The sequence below is a fragment of the Fictibacillus macauensis ZFHKF-1 genome (assembly GCF_000269865.1).
Lineage (GTDB): Bacteria > Bacillota > Bacilli > Bacillales > Fictibacillaceae > Fictibacillus_C > Fictibacillus_C macauensis.
This window is the reverse complement of sequence record NZ_AKKV01000030.1, coordinates 106,592-125,347: the sequence shown is the minus strand read 5'-3', so window position 1 is coordinate 125,347 and position 18,756 is coordinate 106,592. Positions and strand designations below refer to the sequence as shown.

The window sequence follows — 18,756 nt, the reverse complement described above, 5'->3', positions numbered from 1 at the left end:
AACGTTTGTATGGTTAAGAAGCAACTATGCCTTCAAAAGTTTTGCGACTTACAAGGAAACAGCCATAAGCCCGAGGATGACCAGTGGTTAGTGAATAATACTAGACGTACCAACGAGTGATTCCGGTGTGTACCCAAGTGCAAGCAAACTAAGTTTTGCTGCCCCGGCATGTTGATAGCGGCGTAGAATTTGGTGTAAAGCATCTATTTCTTCATGATCTTGTACAATGCGCAGCTCACGCTTATATAATCTAATAACCGATCCTTGAACGAATTCGGGAGCATACCTTCGTGTGTCTTCATTCATTAGTAAAGCTCCCATGTATTGATATTTAAAGTGCAGAGCACGTGTTAGATGAATAATACTAATCCATTTTTCATATAAATCCGGACACGCTTTTTCTAACAATTCAAGCGCATCTTTTGCTTGTTTTAGTTCTTGGTGACTACCTAATGTAATCATGCGGTAGCACCCCCTTCAGCTTGCCATGGTTTTCTTAGCGAGATGACTTCGGCTAATTCTTTGCTGTGCGTTCGACGGATTTTTCGCATATCAGCACGACCTTTCGCTGTCTCGAATAGAAATCTTTCTTCTTCTGTTTCAGGTTCAACAGCTGGAACGCTCACAGGGCGTTTATCTTCGCCAAGTGCCACAAATGTTAAGAAGGCTGTGGCAGCGATGCGACGATTTCCAGTAAGAATATCTTCGGCAATTACTTTACAGAAAATTTCCATTGAACTAGATCCGGTATAGGAAACAAAGGATTCGATACAAACTGAGTCCGTTTGATGGATCGGATGTAGAAAGTCAATAGAATCTGTAGAAGCAGTTACGCATGTTTTAACTCGTGCATGGCGGCGAGCAGATAAAGAAGCAGCTGCATCGAGCTTTTTCATTAAAACACCACCGAATAACGTATTGTAGTTATTTAAATCACAAGATAGTACTTGATCTGTATTAATAATGCGGCTTTCGCTCGTTTTTTTAGCGTTCAACATAAACATCCTTTCTGGTGAAAGTTTCCTGTGCTCTTTACAGTGATTAAGTCTACTCCACCAGTTTAAGGAAGTAAAATGGCTATTTTTTATCGTTTACATAGATGTTATCTATGTAAATGCTTTCATATATGTCTATCAAGCATAGATAAAAGGTGGGAAAGATGTTAAAAGTAGCTTTTTATAGATTTTAGTCCTAGTTTATACAAACTTTCATAATAGATATTAGAGTAAATTCAGTAGGATGAGCCCGTCCTTTGACGAGCTCATCGGGTATATATTAGTGCTTTTTTAGTTGTTCTTGGGCAAAGCGAAGCCATTCTTTTGCGGCGAAAGATAAATATTGATTTTTATTCCAAATTAAAGCGAGATGCCAGCTAATGGAAGGATTTACGACTTTAACAGAACGAACGTTATCGGTTAAATGTCGGCAAATACTCTCAGGTAGAAGGGAGACACCGAGCTTACAAACGACCATTTCTTCAATAAAAGCCCATTGAGAGCTTTCTGAGGTAATATGTGGGTTAAAGCCAGCTTGGTTACAAGAAGAGATAATACGATCATGAAGAACAAAATCTTTGTTAAATAAAATAAAAGACTCATTGCACAATTCTGATAAAGAAATTTCATCTCGAGAGGCAAGTGGGTGATCGGGATGAATAATTAGACGAAGATCTTCCTCCATAAATGCAAAGTATTGAAATGTGGCATTGTTAGTTGGTAGAACAATTACCCCAAGGTCGAGCTGATGATTGGCTACTTCTTCCTCAATTTTTTTAGACCCTTCTTCCCACAGTTCAAACGTAACATTCGGATAGCGTTCATGAAAACTACCGATCAATTTAGGAAATAGACGCGAGTCGAAGATAGGAGGAAGTCCGATTCGAATATGGCCTTTCTTTAAACCAAGTAGATTATCAAGCTCCATTTCTAAGTTTGCAAACGCCTTGTCTACGAGTTTGGCTTGCTCAAATATTGTACGTCCTGCATCTGTTAATGTTAATCCTTTTCGGGAACGATCAAACAGGGTAACACCAAGCTCTTCCTCAAGGTTTTTTATCATTTTGCTAATAGTTGGCTGTGTAATAAAAAGGGCATCAGCCGCCCTTGTAAAGCTATTGTATTTAGCAACTTCAATAAAGTATTGTAATTGTTTAATATCCATCTGATCACCTGTTTCATAGCATTAGTAGATTTATATGTGTATACATTTATGTTTTGTAGTGTAACACGAAAAATAATGACATAACACAAGCGCCCTCACGAAAGTGTCATCTTGTCCATAAAGTATAGAAGGGAGCAGTAGTGGCTCTACTCAAGATCTAAAAAAAGGATGCATAGAATGAAAACCCTTGATTTAAAAGGATTAACCGGGGAGATTATTACGCGATTTAGTCCTCTTTATACAGCGGCTAGACAGGAGTGGAATCGTGGGGTTCAGCGGTTTCCGCTAATAATTGTGTATTGTGAAAACAATCGAGATGTTAGCAATGCTGTTATTTGGTCGCGCAAACAACAAGTACCCCTGAGAATTCGTTCGGGTGGTCATCATTACGAAGGTTTTTCAATTGGTGATGGGGTACTTGTCATTGATATTAGTCGTATGAATGCGATTTCCTTTAGAGATTCAATGAACATTACAGTACAAGCAGGTGTAAAAAATGAACAGCTTTACGCATATGTTTCATCCCGCGGTTATCCATTTCCAGGAGGAACGTGTCCGACTGTTGGTGTTAGTGGTTATACGCTAGGTGGGGGCTGGGGGCTTTCTTCCCGTAAATTTGGTTTAGGCTGTGATTCTTTAGTAGAGCTAGAGATGGTAGATTACAAAGGAAGAATTCTCGTTGCAAATGAGAAGCAGAATAGTGAGCTCTTTTGGGCTTGCCGCGGAGCGGGAGGTGGGAACTTTGGTGTTGTCGTTTCTTTAACGTACAAGGTTCCTAACAAAGTAAACAAGATTAGCTTGATTCAAATGGAAGGGCCTAACTTAACGCAACGGCTGCAAATGCAGTTTTTTTATACATGGCAACAATGGCTTGCGTCAATGGATTCACGAATGACGATGGTGGGTCGTATTTATAATGCACTAGATGGTGGTTATGGTCTTGGTGGGACTGGCTTTTTTTATGGATCTAAAGAGGAAGCTCTACGTTTAGTCGAGCCTTTATCATTAGGAGGTAACGTTCAAATCCGCGTGGAAGAACTCCCTTTTTATGAAGCGATTCAAAAAGTTGAAGCGGCTTATCCTCCTTATGAACGATTCAAATCCACAGGACGTTTTGTAAATCGAACGTATAGTAAGCGGGAAATTGAAAGTATTATTTCTTTGCTTAGACAACGTGCTCCAGGATCGGTTTACGCTGCGTTATCTCTCTATGCACTTGGGGGTAAAGTAGCTGAAGTAGCACCGGAAGAGACAGCGTTCTTTTATCGAGATGCTCACTATATTATGGGACTACAGTCGGTTTGGGAAGATCAAGAATACAAAAGTGTAAATGTGAAATGGTTGGAGAATCGCTTTCCTTATTTAGACAGGATTACAACAGGATCTTATGTGAACTTTCCGTATAGCGAATTAAGTGACCCAGAGCGCGCGTACTTTGGTGGTAATGTTCCTCGTTTAGAAAAAGTAAAGGCCATGTACGATCCATATGATGTATTTTCTTTTCCACAGTCTCTTTCTTCCTAACAAGATCGAGTAAAGAACATTGTTTGACGAGCTGATTTAAGCCCGCCAGATCGTGTTCTTTTTTCATAGATGACTAGCGTTCATTTTCAAGTGTTTCCCTCTGACTACCGAGAACTCATTTTTTTATAAAGGTGTTCGTATGTTCATCTCGAATGTATTAACATACGCAGAAATAAGTGATGCGGGAGGTAAAACGATGACGATTATTTCAGAATTTAGGGATAGCTGGTTAAAGCATCGTGTGGTGCTTGAGCGTTTAGTGCAAGAAACAGAATCAACACACGTACGATTTAAGCCATGGGAAGGGGCAATGCCACTCGGTGAACTAATCGTTCATATCGGAAGCTCAGGAGATATGTTCTTAAAAACACTGCTTGCTGGAGTTTTTGTTTCGCCAGCTGCACCGCCTGAATTTGAGACGATGAATGACGTTCGTAGCATTCTTCAGTCTTATACAGAGCAAACAAAACAAGATTTTGAGTCTTTGCAGCCTGAACATTTAGAAAAAGAAATTGATCTATTTGGCTATGAGGCCTCGGGTCGACTTTGGCTTGAGAATATGAGGGATCATGAAATTCATCATAAGGGGCAATTGTTTGTGTACGTTCGTATGACGGGACAAGAGAATGTTCCGTTTTTCACACTGCAACCAAAGCGGCGTCAGGAACGATCATAGACTTCGAGGACGGTGAAGACGGATGAGAGCATGTTTAATAACAGGATATCCAGGCTTTCTCGCTTCTCGTTTAGTAGAGGCGATGATGGAACAAAATTTATGGGATCACTATGGTTTACTCGTTCATCCATTGCAACTAGAGACAGCACGAAAAAAAGTGAAACACTTTTCGAATGTAACGCTTTTTGCCAGTGATATTACCGTAGAGGATCTGTATCTTAGTGATCATCATCGTGTGTGGATGCAAGAACATGTTACGCATGTCTTCCACCTCGCTGCTCTTTATGATCTAGCGGTCCCTCTAAAAGCAGCCACAGCTGTTAATGTCATAGGAACAGAACATATAAATCAACTAGTACGTACGCTTCCACGCCTAGAACGCTACGTGTTTTTTAGCACAGCTTACGTATCTGGAGAGCGCACTGGCTTAATATTAGAGGAGGAGCTAGATCGAGGGCAATCCTTTAAAAACCATTATGAAGCGACGAAATTTGCTGCCGAGCAACGTGTTTCTGCGTTAAGCGATGTGCCGTATACGATTATTCGTCCAGGCATTGTTGTTGGTCATTCACAAACGGGAGAAACCGTTAAGTTTGATGGTCCGTACTTTATTATGCGTTTTCTTGATCGCGTACGCTCATTACCGATTCCCTATATAGGTACATCACAAGCGTTTTTTAACGCGGTTCCAGAAGACTATATCATTAAAGCTACCTTATGTCTTGCTCATGCTCCAGAAGCCAGTCAACGGGCATTTCATTTAACAGATCCGAATCCTTACAAAAGCAAAGACTTTTATCTTCTCATTTGCCGAGAATTACTCGGAAAAGAACCAACTTGGACAATGTCTTCTACAATAATGGAACGCGCATTATCCTTTGCAACAATTCGAAAATTATTTAAAGTAGAACGAGAAGCGCTGCACTATTTTGGATGCATGACGACATACGATGCCTCGGGAGCAATTGCTATTTTAGAAAAATATGGCATAACATGTCCTGATTTCAAAGACTATGCACCGAAAATTGTAGCGTACTATAAACATCATCGAAAAGATCGAGATAAAGAGATTTCTGTTACATAGGGGGAACGAGATGGGAACATTAATGGCAATTAATCCAGCAACAGGTAAGGTAATAGATGAAGTGGAGGAGACGTCTCTCGAGATGGTTCCAGAGATGATGGCACAAGCACGAGAAGCTTTTGAAGGATGGAAAACGCTTCCGATTAGAGAGCGTTTGCACTACTTTAAGCGACTGCGTTTACTTTTAGTACAAGAGCTAGATCATTGCGTGGAAATTATTGCTAGCGATGCCGGTAAGCCTAAAGTAGAGGCTATAACAGCTGAATTATTAACAACCGTCGAGTCGCTTCGCCATCTTGAAAAACATGGTGAGGACGTTTTGCGTACGAAAAAAGTAAAAACGCCTCTCGCTTTATTAGGAAAAAAATCGTATATCGTACATGAACCAAAGGGGACCGTACTTATTATTTCTCCGTGGAACTATCCGTTTTCCTTAGCGGTCATTCCTATGCTTAGTGCACTTGTTTCAGGTAATTGTGTAATCTTAAAACCATCCGAAATTACCCCAATGATTGGTAAACTAATTCAATCTTTATTTGCTAAAGCGGGCTTTCCAGATGGAACGGTACAAGTTGCTCATGGATCAGGAGAGCTTGGAGCACGTCTCGTTGCCGCTTCTCCGAACTATATTTTGTTTACGGGCTCTATTAAAACAGGAAAAAAGATTCAAAAAGCTGCTGCTGAGCAATTGATTGGCACGACACTTGAATTAAGTGGAAAAGATCCAATGATTGTTTTTGATGATGCTCATTTAGAGCGTGCGGCAAAGGGGGCGGTGTGGGGAGCGTTAACGAATTCAGGACAAGTGTGTATGTCTGTGGAACGTATTTATGTACAACAATCAGTGTATGCCCCGTTTATTGAGCTTTTAAAAAAAGAATTGAATACGCTTCGTCAAGAGATAAGTGATGACACGGATTTAGGAGTCATGACGTTCGCTCCTCAAGTAGCGATTGTTAAAGAGCATTTGCGTGATGCGATGGAAAAGGGGGCAATCCAAGAAGTCGGTTCTTATGATGAGTCTTGGCATGAAAACGATTCGTTTCGGCTAGAACCAGTGCTTCTAACCAATGTAACAGAGGACATGAAGATCATGTCGGAAGAGACGTTTGGTCCTGTACTTTGCGTAGTGCCGTTTTCGTCAGAAGATGAAGCTGTTCGTTGTGCTAATGATTCTGAATTTGGATTAAATGCAAGTGTGTTTTCAAAAGACATTGAAAAAGCAAAACGGGTAGCTGCACGTTTAGAAACAGGAGCCGTTTGTATTAATGATGTTGTTGTATCTTTTGCTAATCCTCATTTACCTTTTGGTGGAGTGAAAAACAGTGGGTTGGGGAGATACCATGGCAGAGCTGGAATTGAACTATTTACTGAACCAAAAGCTATTTTACTAGATGAGGGCAAGAAGGCGACAGAAGTTAATTGGTATCCGTATGCTGGGAAGTATCCTTATTTTAAGCAATTGATCACTGCCTATTATGGAAAACGAATACAGTGGCCTTCATTTCTAGCGGCCTATCGTAAACTACTAAAAAAATCTCAATAATCCTAGGAGGAACTGCTATGACAAGTGCCATTGAAAACTATACGATTCAAGAAATTAGTAAAAAAACAGCTACACTTATGAATGAACAACCTGGACCAATAAAGGAGTTAGGAATCACGTATCAATTTACCATTATAGATGAGGATTATGCTTTTCAAATGCATTTCGATCACGGAGTAGTAACTGTGCATGAGGAACTTTCCTATGAGCCAGCATGCACGCTTTTTTTATCAGGAAAAAGCTTTAAAAAGTTATTAATTGGGCAATTAAATGGTACCGCAGCCTATATGATGGGGAAATTAAAAGTAAATGGTAGTCTCGTTCATGCCATCAAAATGGAAGGTTTACTTCGCCAGTACGAGCTAGGCCGTTATTTTGAAAAGTAAGAACGATGAGCGGTAAAAAAAGAGGGCTTGTGCTTATTTGTATACTAGGAGCTAGTTTTTTACTCTATTATTTCCTAGAGCAAAAAGAGCAAAAGCGGCAAACACCACTACCTACAGGCTTACATCCTGCGGTTGTTGCTGGGAAAAATAAGCTCATCTCGCAAGCAAAAGCAAAAGGTATTTCCCTTCTTGTTACCGATGGATTTCGGTCATCTGCTAAGCAAAACCAGCTATATGCTAAAGGAAGAAGCGAGAAGGGGAATATTGTTACAACGGCTAGAGGAGGCGAGTCGTACCATAATTACGGTCTAGCCATTGATTTTGCATTGCGAAAAAAAGATGGATCCGTTGTCTGGGATATGCGAATGGATGAAAATAAAAATGGACTGTCCGATTGGATGGAAGTCGTTAAACTTGCAAAACGTCTTGGTTTTTCATGGGGAGGAGATTGGGAATTTAAAGATTACCCTCACTTACAAATGGAATTTGGATTGAGTATTACAGAGCTTCAAAATGGTGAGCGAGTACCTGAAACACAAAGGAGATTACATGATTGAAATTAGAGATGAGCGCATACTTTCCCATTCTCCAAGCGACGTCTGGAACGCATTAATAGCTTTCGAACACTATGGAAGGTGGAATCCGCAAATTCATTCCTTAAAAGGACGGGGCGCTGTTCATGAGACGTTACAAGCAACAGTTGTAGCTCCTTTTTTCAAGTCGCTTACGTTTTCGTTTCGTCCTACTATTACTGTTTGGGAAAGCGAGCAAGCACTAGCCTGGACCGGTGGTGTTAAAGGCGTGCTATTCGGTAGGCATTATTGGAAGCTAAAGCCTTATAAAAATGGAACGAAGCTTGTTCATGGTGAGCAATTCACAGGTTGTTTATCTTATTGCATTCCATCCTCTCTTCAAGTGAAAATGCAACAAGCCTATGAACAAGCTTCAGTATCTTTAGAGCAGTACCTTAACGGAACCTCTTAGCCCATCCAATCACAATTTTCTTGATCATCTAAATCAAGATGGCGTGGGATACAGTGCTCATCCATGGGTCCCTCTTCATTTAGATAATAACGTTTAATCGGATTTAATTGTTCGTCTAACTCATATACAAGAGGGATACCATTTGGAATATTCAACGATGCAATGTTGTCATTTGGTATACAATCAAGGTATTTTACGAGTGCACGTAACGTGTTTCCATGAGCAGAGATCAGGATCCGATCATTGTGCTTTAAGCTAGGAATGAGCGTTTCATGCCAATATACGAGCGTGCGTGCTTCAGTATCTAGTAAGCTTTCTGTAAAAGGGATGAGCTCATGAGCAATCGCTGCATATTTGGGGTCAGATACGTCTCGCTTATGTTGATTATGTGATAATGGAGGAGGAGCAATAGTAGCAGAACGGCGCCATTCATTCACCTGTTCTTCGCCGAATTGTTGTCTTACTTCGTCTTTATTAAGACCTTGAAGTTTACCATAATGACGCTCGTTGAGTCGCCAAGAGTTATAAATAGGGATCCACACTAAATCCATTTCATGTAACATAATCCAAAGCGTGCGAATTGCTCGTTTTAGGACAGATGTGTGAGCAACATCAAATACATATCCATGTTTTTTAAGAATAGCGCCTGCTGTTCGTGCTTCTTGATAACCTCCATCGGATAAATCAACATCGATCCAGCCGGTAAAGCGATTTTCTAAATTATAAAGACTTTCACCATGTCGAATGAGTACAAGTTTTTTCATGAAATCACCTGCTATTGTTTTTTTAGAGTTTGCTCGTTATGTAAAAAATGAACCACCTTATTCTTTTCACAAAAACCGGTGAATTAAACATAGGTAAGAAAAAAAGCTGTTCAACTCTAACGGGTTGAACAGCTTTTTTCTAGAATGTTTTAAGTGCCTCTGCAATTGGTGTGTTACCAGCAGTCAAATCAAAAGCACGCTTAAAGGTTCGTTCTTCATGTAAAACTTCAAGAATCGTGCGAGCGACGTCTTCGCGGGATACAGAACCATGCTGTAAGTTCTCAGCAATAGCAACCTTGCCAGTTCCGTCTTCATTTAGGAGTCCGCCGGGGCGCACAATTGTATAGTTTAAAGCACTTGCTTCTAACATGCGATCGGCATAATGCTTAGCGACATAGTAAGGTAAAAGCTGATCATTCCAATTTTCACGATGATGAGCTTGTAACGCGCTCACCATTACAAAACGAGAAATGTTCGCTTGTTGAGCGGCTTCCATCGTTTTTACCGCACCATCTAAATCAACGAGCAGTGTTTTATCAGAGCCTGTCTGTCCACCAGAACCAGCTGAAAAGATGACGGCATCATGTCCGCTCATGGCATTTGCCAGTTCACCTACAGTTCCTTCTAGGTTCGCAGTAGCTGTACTCACACCATGTTGTTGAAGTGCAGCAGCTTGTTGTTCATCACGCACCATAGCTGTAACCGCATGATCGGGATGGTTGGAAAGAAGTGTTACGATTTTTTGTCCAATTTGTCCGTTTGCGCCTACTAAAAAGATGTTCATCCTTGCTTCACTCCTTCATTTCTAAGTATGAACTAGTATTTCAAAAAGCAATGGCTGCATTCAAGTGATTTGCTCGCAAAAACATAATGGTTTATTGTGCAAAGCGTGAAAATAACCGATATACTAAGGGAAGAAGCTTTTTTGTGGAAAGGAGTGAGGAGATGGGTTATGAGCAAATCAAGCCACAGTTATCTCCATTGAACTCGGAATGGTTTGAACAATTTCAACAAATCACTCGTCCGCTAGCTAGCGGACAGCAAGCAGAACAGACACATGCGTTTTGGACTGTGGCAATTCGTGTGCTAGGTGTGCCTCTTGAAGAGGAAAGCTATTATAATACGCTAATTGATTTTAAAGAAGATCCTACTTATCATGTGCTCAGTGAAGAGCTCGACAAACATATTGAACCTCCTATTTTTCAACAGATTCAAGAAGTGATGAATCTTCATCATCAAGAGCCGAATGGTCTTTCGATTAAACGTCTTATTGCTTTTATGGTAGGAAGACGTCTTCTTCCGCAGCATAGTGACCCTACACTTAATCGCCATCTTCAGCAACAGCTCATTGAAGTGATGGAATTCTTCCAAGAAAAAGAGCAAAGCGGCTTGCTCTCGACTGAATTTAGGCGTGTTGTCATTGATATTATAAAATGGTTAAAAAACCATTGGGAAAAATGGACCGTTAATATGACGGTAGAAGATCCGTTTCCAAAGGTTATATGGTACGGACCATTAAAAATAAGTCATATGTATTTTTTATTATTGCTTATGAAATTAGGGTGTGACGTCTTAATCTTTCATCCTGATCATCAAGATGATTTTGCTCGAATCGATCCAACGAATAGGTTCTCACACAAATACGAGTATGGTAACAAGGTAGCTCTGCAACCTTTTCCTACCACTCGTCAGGAACGGCGAGCGACTGTCGCTTATCGGGCCTCCCAGCAGTTAGAGAAATTATTACACGATCAGGAGTCAGGCTTCTATAAGCCATGGCAATTTCGAGAACATCAGCCGTTACCATTAACGATGAAAATGACGTATGACGATATTTTCATTTATGGAGTTGAAGAGGCGATGGTTCGTCCCGATTTCCAAATTGAAGGACGGACGGTAAAGCTACCTGTTGTCTTTGCCAAAGTGCACGGCGTTTCGCACGATCGTGAAGACTATTGGGATAAGATGCACAGCTTGGAGGAACAACCCCTGACAGTAAGCATTCGACGTTTCCCCTATGCACCAGCTGTAAAAGGCAATTATCGATATCATTATGAACAAGCACTTGGAAATGATGGCACATTATCTGTTCAGAAAATGATGGATAGCCATTGGTGGCAATATGATCATTTACCAAAAGGGTTACAGTTCACACTCGCTTCAGCTATTAAATCGTATAGTGAACATCCTAAGCTGTTGAAAGCGCAACATGAGCAGACAAAAGACGTGCAAATTTTTCTTTTCCAACAAGCCACGTTTCTGCCAGAAGAGCTATTACGCTTGTTACAGCAGTATGATTATCCGAAGAGTGTACCGAAAGTAGTCCTTTATCATACAGAATTCAATGGAGGCTTTACAAGAGAGGATGCGGCGCTTCTTCTCTTGTTGAATACGCTTGGTGTAGACATTATTATGTACAATCCTTCAGGACAATCAGATATTGAACATTTTATTGATTCGATGCATTATGATGTTCATCATTTAGAAGATATTGTTTTTGAACAGTTGTATGTTTCATCTGAGCAACATAAAGGGTCACTAATTAAGCGCTTAGTGCGCAAGATTTTCTAAATTGTTTGAAGAGGAGAGGTTGTTATGACCACAGAATTACAGTTGCAAAAACAGGATTTAAATGAAGGAAGTGCGAATCAACTTCGCGAGCAGCTTCGCAATGAACCACAAGTCCTACAACTAGTACAAGCTATGGATTTAAGAGATCAAAATGAATTGCTCTCTTTAGGTAAGGAACCAGCAGAGCGCTTGTCACGCTTTTCTGATCGCATTTTAGATTCTATGTCGGTAACGAAATTAGAAGAATCTAGTCAGTTATTAAATAAGCTAGAAAAAGTGATGAAACGCTTTGATAGTAAAGAGTTAACAAAAGAACCTGGATTCATGGATAAGCTATTTAAACGTGCTAAGCAAACAGCAGAAGCTATTTTTAAAAAGTATCAAACGATGGGAAATGAAATTGATCAAATTCATGCACAATTTGCCATTATTGAAGATGAGCTTAAGCGCATGAATAACGATATTGAAGGGCTTTATCAGGAAGATATTGAATATTACTATGAACTAGAGAAGTATTCTGTGGCAGCTGAACTGAAGCTTGAAGAAGTGAAAACAACCATTTTACCCAAACTAGAAGAGCGTGTGAATGGCGGTGACCAGTTAGCGCGTATTGAGCTTGAAAATGTACATGCTGCTAAAGAATTATTAGAACGTAAAGTGGATGACTTAGAAAAAGCTAGAATGGTAGCAGTCATTGCTGCTCCTCAACTAAAAACAATGCAGCGCGGTAATAATGATCTTGTTGCTAAAATTAATAGCGCCTTTATTACAACGATTCCGATTTTTAAAATGGGGATTATCCAGTCGGTGCATGCAAAACGTCAAAAGCTACATTCTGATGCGCTTCAGGCATTTGAAGAACGGACGAATGAACGGTTGAAACAAGTAACGAGCGACATTATGAATCAAAGTATTGATATTGCGCGGCAAACGGGTAGTTCGAGTATCAAAATGGAAACGATTGAAGAAATGTGGGGAACGATTGTAAAAGGAATTGATGAATACAAAAAAGTGAAAGATGAGCAATCCCTAAAGCGTGTTGAAGATCGGAAGCGTTTAGAAACGTTGCGAGAAGATGCAAAACGCGTACTGTCGCAGTAAACTCTCTTCTGTTGAGTTTTAGAGCAGGATGTGGTGTAGGCGCTATATGGCCTGTTGTGTTCTTTTTTGAAATGAATGGTTCAGTCGCTGCATACAGTAAAGAGATTGCGCGAAACAACCCGAGAAGGACCTGGTAAGGAGATGGAGTGAGAATATGAAGCAAGCGGAATCCATGATTACAGTTGACTCTTTAGTGAAACGCTATGGCAATTTTACTGCGGTAAATGGGGTAACCTTTCAAGTGCAAAAAGGAGAAGTTTTTGGATTATTAGGTCCTAATGGTGCTGGAAAAACAACGACACTTGAAATGTTGGTCGGTCTTCGTAAACCTGAGGAAGGGACCGCCTTTATTGGCTCCTTTAATATTCGTAAAGAGCTACAAAAAGTAAAAGAAGTCATTGGTGTACAGCTGCAATCTACGACACTATTTGAGTTATTAACCGTTGAGGAAATTTTACAAATGTATGGTAGCTTTTATCCGAAGCATTTACCGATTGCTGAATTGATTGATGATATGATTCTGACCGAAAAGCGAAAAAGCCGCATTAAGAGTTTATCTGGTGGTCAAAAACAACGGCTTGCTATTGCACTCGCTCTTGTACATGATCCTTGGGTTATTTTTCTTGATGAACCAACAACAGGGCTTGATCCACAGGCACGTCGAACGCTTTGGGATATTGTCTTAAAGTTAAAAAAGCGAGGAAAAACAATCGTGCTTACAACGCATTACATGGACGAAGCGCATGTGTTATGTGACCGCATTGCGATTATGGATCGTGGAGAGCTCATTGCACTCGACACACCAGAGACATTAGTGAGAAATCTTCACGCGGCAAGTGCGATTTCCTTTTCTGTTTCTTCAGAAGTAGATTTGAATGAATGGGCCAAGGTTGAAGGTGTTACGAAAGCAGACTGCAAAGAAAAGGAAGTCGTTCTGTACAGTGATGATTTGCAATTGACCTTAACAAGCTTAATCCAAACAGCAAGTGAACGGCAGATTGCGTTAGAAGATTTACAAACGAGGACAGCTACCTTAGAGGATGTTTTTATCCATATGACAGGAAGGAGCTTGCGTGAAGAATGAAAGCTTATTGGCAGTTAACTTTAGCGCAGCTACGTATTTTTATTCGCAATAAACAAGTATTGTTTTGGACGCTAGCCTTTCCTATTTTTTTAATGGTAGTCCTTGGTTTTACGTTAGGAAAAGGCGGGGGGATTTCCGTAACAGTAGGCGTTGTCGATGCTGACAAAAGCCCACAATCGCACGAATTACTCTCGTTGTTAAAGAAAAATAAAGCCTTATCTTTTGAAGCAAAAAATACAAAAGAGCAAGCCATTTCGTCACTAAAACAAGGTGATTTGCAAATCGTTTTGCAAATTCCAAAAGGATATGAAGAGCGGATCAAGCAGAAAGGTGCAGGCTCACCTTTTGCTTTACCTGTCTATTACGATGAAACAAATTTAACCGTATCGCAAGTAGGACAACAGCTTGTTAATAATGCAATTGATACGATTAGTAAAAAACAAACCAAATACAAGCCATCAGTCGTTATTCAACCTGAGGGTATTGAATCGCTACATTTAAGTTATATTGATTTTCTTGTGCCAGGAATCGTTGCGATGATGATCTTAAATAACAATATGAATGGTGTTGCTGGGCAAATTGCTTCTTGGCGTGAACGCGGGATCTTACGGAGAATGCAAGGCACCATGTTAAAGGCCCATACGTTTATTGCTGCACAAATTACCGCGCGCCTCGTATTAAATGGGTTGCAAGCGCTCATTGTTTTAGGTGTAGCACGCATGGTCTTTGGCGTTGCTATTAGAGGCTCATGGCTGTCAGTAATTGCTTTTGTTATTCTGGGTACCCTAGCTTTTATGGCCATTGGCTTTATTATTGCGGGCATCGCTAAAACACCGGAAAGTGCAGCACCAATTGCTGGTTTTCTATCGTTTCCAATGCTTTTTCTGGGCGGTGTGTTTTTTCCAATTAAAGATATGCCCGACTTTTTGCAACCGATTATTAAATTGCTCCCTATCTCTCATCTGTCTACAGCATTGCGAGAGACGATGAATGTAGGTGTTTCCTTTGCCTCCTTAGGGATGGAGGCGCTCATTCTAGCCGGATGGCTAATCATTGCTTTTGTAATTGCAAGTATAACCTTTAAATGGGAATAGGAGATGAGATGATGGAACAACAAAATTTAAAGAATCATGCACGAATGCATCCACTCTATCATTATGTGTTGTCAATCTTTGTTCTTGCTAGTTTTGGCACAGCCATCACATACCTTATTACGTCTTGGATACACGGAGAAAATAAACTGCTTTCTGTCGTTCTCTTTCTACTCTCTATTGTCGTCCTTATAACGTTTATGTTGCTTCGTATGTATCCGTTACGGGCACAAGATCGGGCTATTCGTGCAGAAGAAGCATTGCGTTATTATATTTTAACAGGTGAGCGTTTGCCTTCTTTACTTTCTATCGGTCAAGTCGTAGCTTTACGCTTTGCTAGTGATGAGGAATTTCCTAGTTTGTGTGAACGGGCGGTAAAAGAAGGATTAGAGCCTGCCACCATTAAAAAAGAGATTCAACAGTGGAAAGGTGATTATAATCGCCTATAACGATACAATCCGAGTGTTTGCGATTTTTTGCAACCCACTCGGATTTTCTTATTTAAAGTGAAATGATGGCAAATACTGAAGCAACAATGATCATAACGAGGGTACTACCGCAAGCCCACTTCAAAAAAGTACGTTGAAGATCGCCAAATTCTTCACCAACCATGCCAACAAGCAAATAAGTAGAAGGAACGAGTGGACTTAATAAGTGCACAGGTAGTCCTAATAAAGACGCACGCCCAATCATGGCTGGATCAATGCCAAAACCAGCGCCTGCTTTAGCAAGCAAGGGGAGCACACCATAATAAAAGGCATCATTAGACATGAAAAAAGTAAGAGGAGCACTCAAAATAGCTGTAATAAGAGCGAAATGAGAACCAGCTCCAGCAGGCACATTTGAAATGATAACGCTTGCAATTTCGTCAATCATTTTAGTACCTGATAAAATGCCAGTGAATATACCGGCTGCAAAAACCATGCTAACAACGGATAAGGCATTGTCAGCATACTGAGCAACGCGCTCTTTTTGAGTGCTACGATTTGGATAGTTCAGCGTAATAACAACAGCAAAGCCAACCATAAAAAGGACGGTAGGTGGTAACCATTCCATAATTAAGGCTACAAGCAATAACAAGGTAATAGTGACGTTAGGTACTAAAAGCTGAGGCCTCTTCAAACTATTTGATTGAAGTGCTGCGCTTAAAAAGGGAGTGGAATCTCCTTCAATTGGAATGACTCCGATGCGTTTACGCTCCTTTTTCCCTAGTGTATAAGCCATGAACAGGACAAAAAGTATGCCTCCAATCATTGCTGGAATAACTGGCGTGAAAATATCAGACATTTCTAGATGAAGTGCTGTCATGGCTCGCGCCGTCGGTCCACCCCATGGAAGTAAATTCATGACTCCGGACGCAGAAACCGCAATTCCAGCTAAGAGCAAAGGACGCATCCCAATACGCTTATAGAGTGGTAACATCGCAGATATCGTAATCATATAAGTTGTCGTTCCATCACCATCTAGTGAAATGAACAAAGCAAGTATGGCTGTTCCAAGTGTGATTTTTACAGGGTCGCCTTTTACAATTCTTAAAATGAGCGCAATGACGGAGTCAAATACACCGGCATCAATGAGGATGCCGAAATAAAGAATGGCAAATAAGATCATGATTCCTGTTGGAGCAACGCTTTTAATGCCTTCTAAAGCCATCGGACCTAGCTCTGTTGTAAAGCCTCCAATTAAGCCGAATATAACGGGAACAATGATAAGTGCTACAATGGCAGTTAATCGTTTCGTTAAAATTAGTATCATGAAAGTAAGAATTAATAGAAAGCCTAAAAGCGCTAACATTGCGTTCCCCTCCTGTTTCAATCCTGTATACAAAAAAGTTTCACTACTTAATAATAAGCATAACAAATAAAAAAGTTGGTATCAAAAGGGAATTTTGAAATCATCGCTTTTACATAAGATAGAAGGCATCACTGCATAGCTGCGGTGCATCCACCGTATTGATGCGGCATATGCCGTGATACAGAAAAAGAACCTAGTTTTCACTAGGTTCTCTTTTCGTGCTTATTTTAATTTAAAGGAGCTTTTTAATGAAACAATACGGTTAAAAACAAGTTGCTCTTCTGTTGTATGTTTTGGATCAACATTAAAATAGCCATGACGGAAAAATTGGAACTTATCATGTGGCTTGCTGTCTTTCATAGTTGGCTCAATGAAGCCGTGTTGAATACTTAATGACTGCTCATTTACAAAATCGAGGAATGTTTTCCCTTCATTTCCGTCAGCCGATTTTAAATCTTCATCACGAATGAGTGGTTCATATAAGCGGAATTGTGCTGACACAGCTTGTGTTGCTTCAACCCAGTGAAGCGTTCCTTTGACTTTACGCCCCGTAAAGCCAGAACCACTTTTCGTTTCTGGATCATACGTACAGCGTAATTCAATGACGTTCCCTTCATCATCCTTAATTACTTCTTCGCACTTAATGAAGTAAGCATGCTTTAAACGAACTTCATTTCCAGGGAAAAGGCGGAAATATTTTTTTGGAGGATCTTCCATGAAATCATCTTGTTCGACATAAATTTCCCGGGAAAACGGAATTTGACGAGAGCCCATTTCCGGGTTTTCTGGATTGATCTCAGCATCAAGCATTTCTACTTGTCCTTCTGGATAGTTCGTAATCACGACCTTTAATGGGTTAAGAATACCCATGGTGCGCGGTGCTTTCATTTTTAAATCTTCACGCACAAAGTGATCAAGCATAGCTTCGTCAACTGCACCGGAACCTTTGGATACGCCGGTTGCTTGAACAAATTCACGAATAGATTCAGGAGTAAAACCTTTGCGACGCAGTCCAGAAATGGTTGGCATACGCGGATCATCCCAGCCATCTACATAGTTTTCATCAACAAGCTGCTTTAATTTACGCTTACTCATTACTGTATTCTCAATGTTCAAGCGACCAAATTCTATTTGTTGCGGTTTAGCTTCCATCTCACATTCTTCAATGACCCAGTTATACAGTGGACGTTGCTCTTCGAATTCAGTTGTACAAAGTGAATGCGTAACCTCTTCAATGGCATCTTCTAGAGGATGAGCGAATGCATACATCGGGTAAATGCACCACGTATCTCCTGTATTATGGTGGGTTGCATGAGACACGCGATAAAGTACCGGATCACGCATATTAATATTCCCAGCAGTCATATCAATTTTTGCGCGTAGCACTTTTTGTCCGTTTTCGAATTCACCATTTTTCATACGAAGAAAGAGATCGAGATTTTCTTCTACTGTACGATTGCGGTACGGACTTTCTTTACCGGGTTCTGTTAGTGTGCCGCGGTATTCACGAATTTCTTCTGCAGAAAGATCATCTACATACGCTTTTCCTTTTTTGATCAGAAGGACTGCACGCTCATACATTTCTGAGAAATAGTTAGAAGCATAGTGGAGGTTTTCCCACTGATAACCTAGCCATTCCACATCATGTTTAATTGCATCTACGTATTCTTGATCTTCCTTTAATGGATTCGTATCATCGAAACGTAAATTAGTCGTTCCATTAAATTCATCGGCTATTCCAAAGTTAATCACGATCGACTTTGCATGTCCGATATGTAGATAACCATTTGGTTCTGGTGGAAAGCGTGTTACCACATTCTTTCGTTTACCTGAAGCTAAATCTTCTTTAATGATACTTCGTATAAAATTAGAGTTTTCTTCCATCCCGTATCAGCCTTTCTGTTTATTCTATTTCCCCATTATAGCACTCGTTAGGCGGAAACAAAATTGTCATTGTTAGTGAAGTGTGAAAAGAATAGATAAGAATTAAA

General features: G+C 40.3%; 19 protein-coding genes. 12 read left to right on the top strand and 7 right to left on the bottom strand.

What is annotated here, in order from left to right:
* Window positions 1–87: 87 nt before the first annotated feature.
* The 3 genes from A374_RS13810 to cidR form a co-directional block, all read right to left on the bottom strand.
* Window positions 88–462: a hypothetical protein gene (locus A374_RS13810; protein ID WP_007202844.1), complete on the bottom strand. Its 375-nt coding sequence runs from the start codon at window positions 460–462 to the stop codon at window positions 88–90.
* Window positions 459–995: an acyl-CoA thioesterase gene (locus A374_RS13805; protein WP_156793225.1), complete on the bottom strand. Its 537-nt coding sequence runs from the start codon at window positions 993–995 to the stop codon at window positions 459–461. The genes A374_RS13810 and A374_RS13805 overlap by 4 nt, the downstream gene beginning before the upstream one ends.
* Before the next feature lie 280 nt (window positions 996–1,275).
* Window positions 1,276–2,160 carry a cidABC operon transcriptional activator CidR gene (gene cidR, locus A374_RS13800; RefSeq protein WP_007202842.1) on the bottom strand — a complete coding sequence of 295 codons (885 nt, stop codon included), beginning with the start codon at window positions 2,158–2,160 and terminating at the stop codon, window positions 1,276–1,278.
* A gap of 177 nt (window positions 2,161–2,337) precedes the next feature.
* Here cidR and A374_RS13795 point away from each other — a divergent pair, with 177 nt between their 5' ends.
* The 7 genes from A374_RS13795 (at window position 2,338) to A374_RS19580 (ending at window position 8,360) form a co-directional block, all read left to right on the top strand.
* Complete coding sequence (locus A374_RS13795) at window positions 2,338–3,684, top strand: FAD-binding oxidoreductase (protein WP_007202841.1); 1,347 nt, start codon at window positions 2,338–2,340, stop codon at window positions 3,682–3,684.
* Window positions 3,685–3,880: 196 nt separating this feature from the next.
* Window positions 3,881–4,360 (top strand): DinB family protein, encoded by a 480-nt coding sequence (locus A374_RS13790; protein WP_007202840.1) that lies wholly within the window; start codon window positions 3,881–3,883, stop codon window positions 4,358–4,360.
* Window positions 4,361–4,382: 22 nt separating this feature from the next.
* Window positions 4,383–5,444 (top strand): SDR family oxidoreductase, encoded by a 1,062-nt coding sequence (locus tag A374_RS13785; RefSeq protein ID WP_007202839.1) that lies wholly within the window; start codon window positions 4,383–4,385, stop codon window positions 5,442–5,444.
* A gap of 10 nt (window positions 5,445–5,454) precedes the next feature.
* Window positions 5,455–6,990, top strand: coding sequence for an aldehyde dehydrogenase family protein (locus A374_RS13780; protein WP_007202838.1), 1,536 nt, complete (start codon window positions 5,455–5,457; stop codon window positions 6,988–6,990).
* A 17-nt stretch (window positions 6,991–7,007) separates the two neighbouring features.
* A complete protein-coding gene (locus A374_RS13775) occupies window positions 7,008–7,376 on the top strand; it encodes an SCP2 sterol-binding domain-containing protein (RefSeq protein WP_007202837.1) in 369 nt (122 codons plus the stop codon).
* 5 nt (window positions 7,377–7,381) lie between these two features.
* Window positions 7,382–7,933, top strand: coding sequence for a M15 family metallopeptidase (locus tag A374_RS13770; RefSeq protein ID WP_007202836.1), 552 nt, complete (start codon window positions 7,382–7,384; stop codon window positions 7,931–7,933).
* A complete protein-coding gene (locus A374_RS19580; protein WP_007202835.1) occupies window positions 7,926–8,360 on the top strand; it encodes an SRPBCC domain-containing protein in 435 nt (144 codons plus the stop codon). Before A374_RS13770 ends, A374_RS19580 begins: the two co-directional genes overlap by 8 nt.
* Here the strand turns inward: A374_RS19580 and gpmA are convergent.
* Window positions 8,357–9,124 carry a 2,3-diphosphoglycerate-dependent phosphoglycerate mutase gene (gene gpmA / locus A374_RS13760; RefSeq protein WP_007202834.1) on the bottom strand — a complete coding sequence of 256 codons (768 nt, stop codon included), beginning with the start codon at window positions 9,122–9,124 and terminating at the stop codon, window positions 8,357–8,359. The two genes, A374_RS19580 and gpmA, sit on opposite strands and share 4 nt — an antisense overlap.
* Before the next feature lie 139 nt (window positions 9,125–9,263).
* The gene (locus A374_RS13755; RefSeq protein WP_007202833.1) at window positions 9,264–9,908 is read right to left on the bottom strand and encodes an SDR family oxidoreductase; all 645 of its coding nucleotides are present in this window, start codon (window positions 9,906–9,908) and stop codon (window positions 9,264–9,266) included.
* Between the two features lie 161 nt (window positions 9,909–10,069).
* On the opposite strand from A374_RS13755, the gene A374_RS13750 reads away from it, so the two are divergent.
* The 5 genes from A374_RS13750 to A374_RS13730 all read left to right on the top strand — a co-directional run bounded on the left by A374_RS13750 (window position 10,070) and on the right by A374_RS13730 (window position 15,420).
* Entirely contained in the window at window positions 10,070–11,695 is a 1,626-nt protein-coding gene (locus A374_RS13750; protein WP_007202832.1) for a YceG family protein, read from the top strand.
* A gap of 24 nt (window positions 11,696–11,719) precedes the next feature.
* Entirely contained in the window at window positions 11,720–12,796 is a 1,077-nt protein-coding gene (locus tag A374_RS13745) for a toxic anion resistance protein (protein ID WP_007202831.1), read from the top strand.
* Between the two features lie 154 nt (window positions 12,797–12,950).
* Entirely contained in the window at window positions 12,951–13,880 is a 930-nt protein-coding gene (locus A374_RS13740; protein WP_007202830.1) for an ABC transporter ATP-binding protein, read from the top strand.
* The gene (locus tag A374_RS13735) at window positions 13,877–14,974 is read left to right on the top strand and encodes an ABC transporter permease (RefSeq protein ID WP_007202829.1); all 1,098 of its coding nucleotides are present in this window, start codon (window positions 13,877–13,879) and stop codon (window positions 14,972–14,974) included. Before A374_RS13740 ends, A374_RS13735 begins: the two co-directional genes overlap by 4 nt.
* Window positions 14,975–14,982: 8 nt before the next feature.
* Complete coding sequence (locus A374_RS13730) at window positions 14,983–15,420, top strand: DUF6526 family protein (RefSeq protein ID WP_238535179.1); 438 nt, start codon at window positions 14,983–14,985, stop codon at window positions 15,418–15,420.
* Between the two features lie 52 nt (window positions 15,421–15,472).
* On the opposite strand, the gene A374_RS13725 is transcribed toward A374_RS13730, so the two are convergent.
* Window positions 15,473–16,765, bottom strand: coding sequence for a CitMHS family transporter (locus A374_RS13725; protein ID WP_007202827.1), 1,293 nt, complete (start codon window positions 16,763–16,765; stop codon window positions 15,473–15,475).
* Between the two features lie 222 nt (window positions 16,766–16,987).
* Window positions 16,988–18,649, bottom strand: a complete 1,662-nt coding sequence (locus A374_RS13720; protein ID WP_007202826.1) for a glutamine--tRNA ligase/YqeY domain fusion protein — start codon at window positions 18,647–18,649, stop codon at window positions 16,988–16,990.
* Window positions 18,650–18,756 lie beyond the last annotated feature (107 nt).

Bases quoted from the DNA above. Each gene is read 5' to 3' on its own strand.
- A374_RS13810 (WP_007202844.1), bottom strand. From the start codon at position 462: ATGATTACATTAGGTAGTCACCAAGAACTAAAACAAGCAAAAGATGCG.
- cidR (WP_007202842.1), bottom strand. From the start codon at position 2,160: ATGGATATTAAACAATTACAATACTTTATTGAAGTTGCTAAATACAAT.
- A374_RS13795 (WP_007202841.1), top strand. From the start codon at position 2,338: ATGAAAACCCTTGATTTAAAAGGATTAACCGGGGAGATTATTACGCGA.
- A374_RS13790 (WP_007202840.1), top strand. From the start codon at position 3,881: ATGACGATTATTTCAGAATTTAGGGATAGCTGGTTAAAGCATCGTGTG.
- A374_RS13785 (WP_007202839.1), top strand. From the start codon at position 4,383: ATGAGAGCATGTTTAATAACAGGATATCCAGGCTTTCTCGCTTCTCGT.
- A374_RS13780 (WP_007202838.1), top strand. From the start codon at position 5,455: ATGGGAACATTAATGGCAATTAATCCAGCAACAGGTAAGGTAATAGAT.
- A374_RS13775 (WP_007202837.1), top strand. From the start codon at position 7,008: ATGACAAGTGCCATTGAAAACTATACGATTCAAGAAATTAGTAAAAAA.
- A374_RS13770 (WP_007202836.1), top strand. From the start codon at position 7,382: ATGAGCGGTAAAAAAAGAGGGCTTGTGCTTATTTGTATACTAGGAGCT.
- A374_RS19580 (WP_007202835.1), top strand. From the start codon at position 7,926: ATGATTGAAATTAGAGATGAGCGCATACTTTCCCATTCTCCAAGCGAC.
- gpmA (WP_007202834.1), bottom strand. From the start codon at position 9,124: ATGAAAAAACTTGTACTCATTCGACATGGTGAAAGTCTTTATAATTTA.
- A374_RS13755 (WP_007202833.1), bottom strand. From the start codon at position 9,908: ATGAACATCTTTTTAGTAGGCGCAAACGGACAAATTGGACAAAAAATC.
- A374_RS13750 (WP_007202832.1), top strand. From the start codon at position 10,070: ATGGGTTATGAGCAAATCAAGCCACAGTTATCTCCATTGAACTCGGAA.
- A374_RS13745 (WP_007202831.1), top strand. From the start codon at position 11,720: ATGACCACAGAATTACAGTTGCAAAAACAGGATTTAAATGAAGGAAGT.
- A374_RS13740 (WP_007202830.1), top strand. From the start codon at position 12,951: ATGAAGCAAGCGGAATCCATGATTACAGTTGACTCTTTAGTGAAACGC.
- A374_RS13735 (WP_007202829.1), top strand. From the start codon at position 13,877: ATGAAAGCTTATTGGCAGTTAACTTTAGCGCAGCTACGTATTTTTATT.
- A374_RS13730 (WP_238535179.1), top strand. From the start codon at position 14,983: ATGATGGAACAACAAAATTTAAAGAATCATGCACGAATGCATCCACTC.
- A374_RS13725 (WP_007202827.1), bottom strand. From the start codon at position 16,765: ATGTTAGCGCTTTTAGGCTTTCTATTAATTCTTACTTTCATGATACTA.
- A374_RS13720 (WP_007202826.1), bottom strand. From the start codon at position 18,649: ATGGAAGAAAACTCTAATTTTATACGAAGTATCATTAAAGAAGATTTA.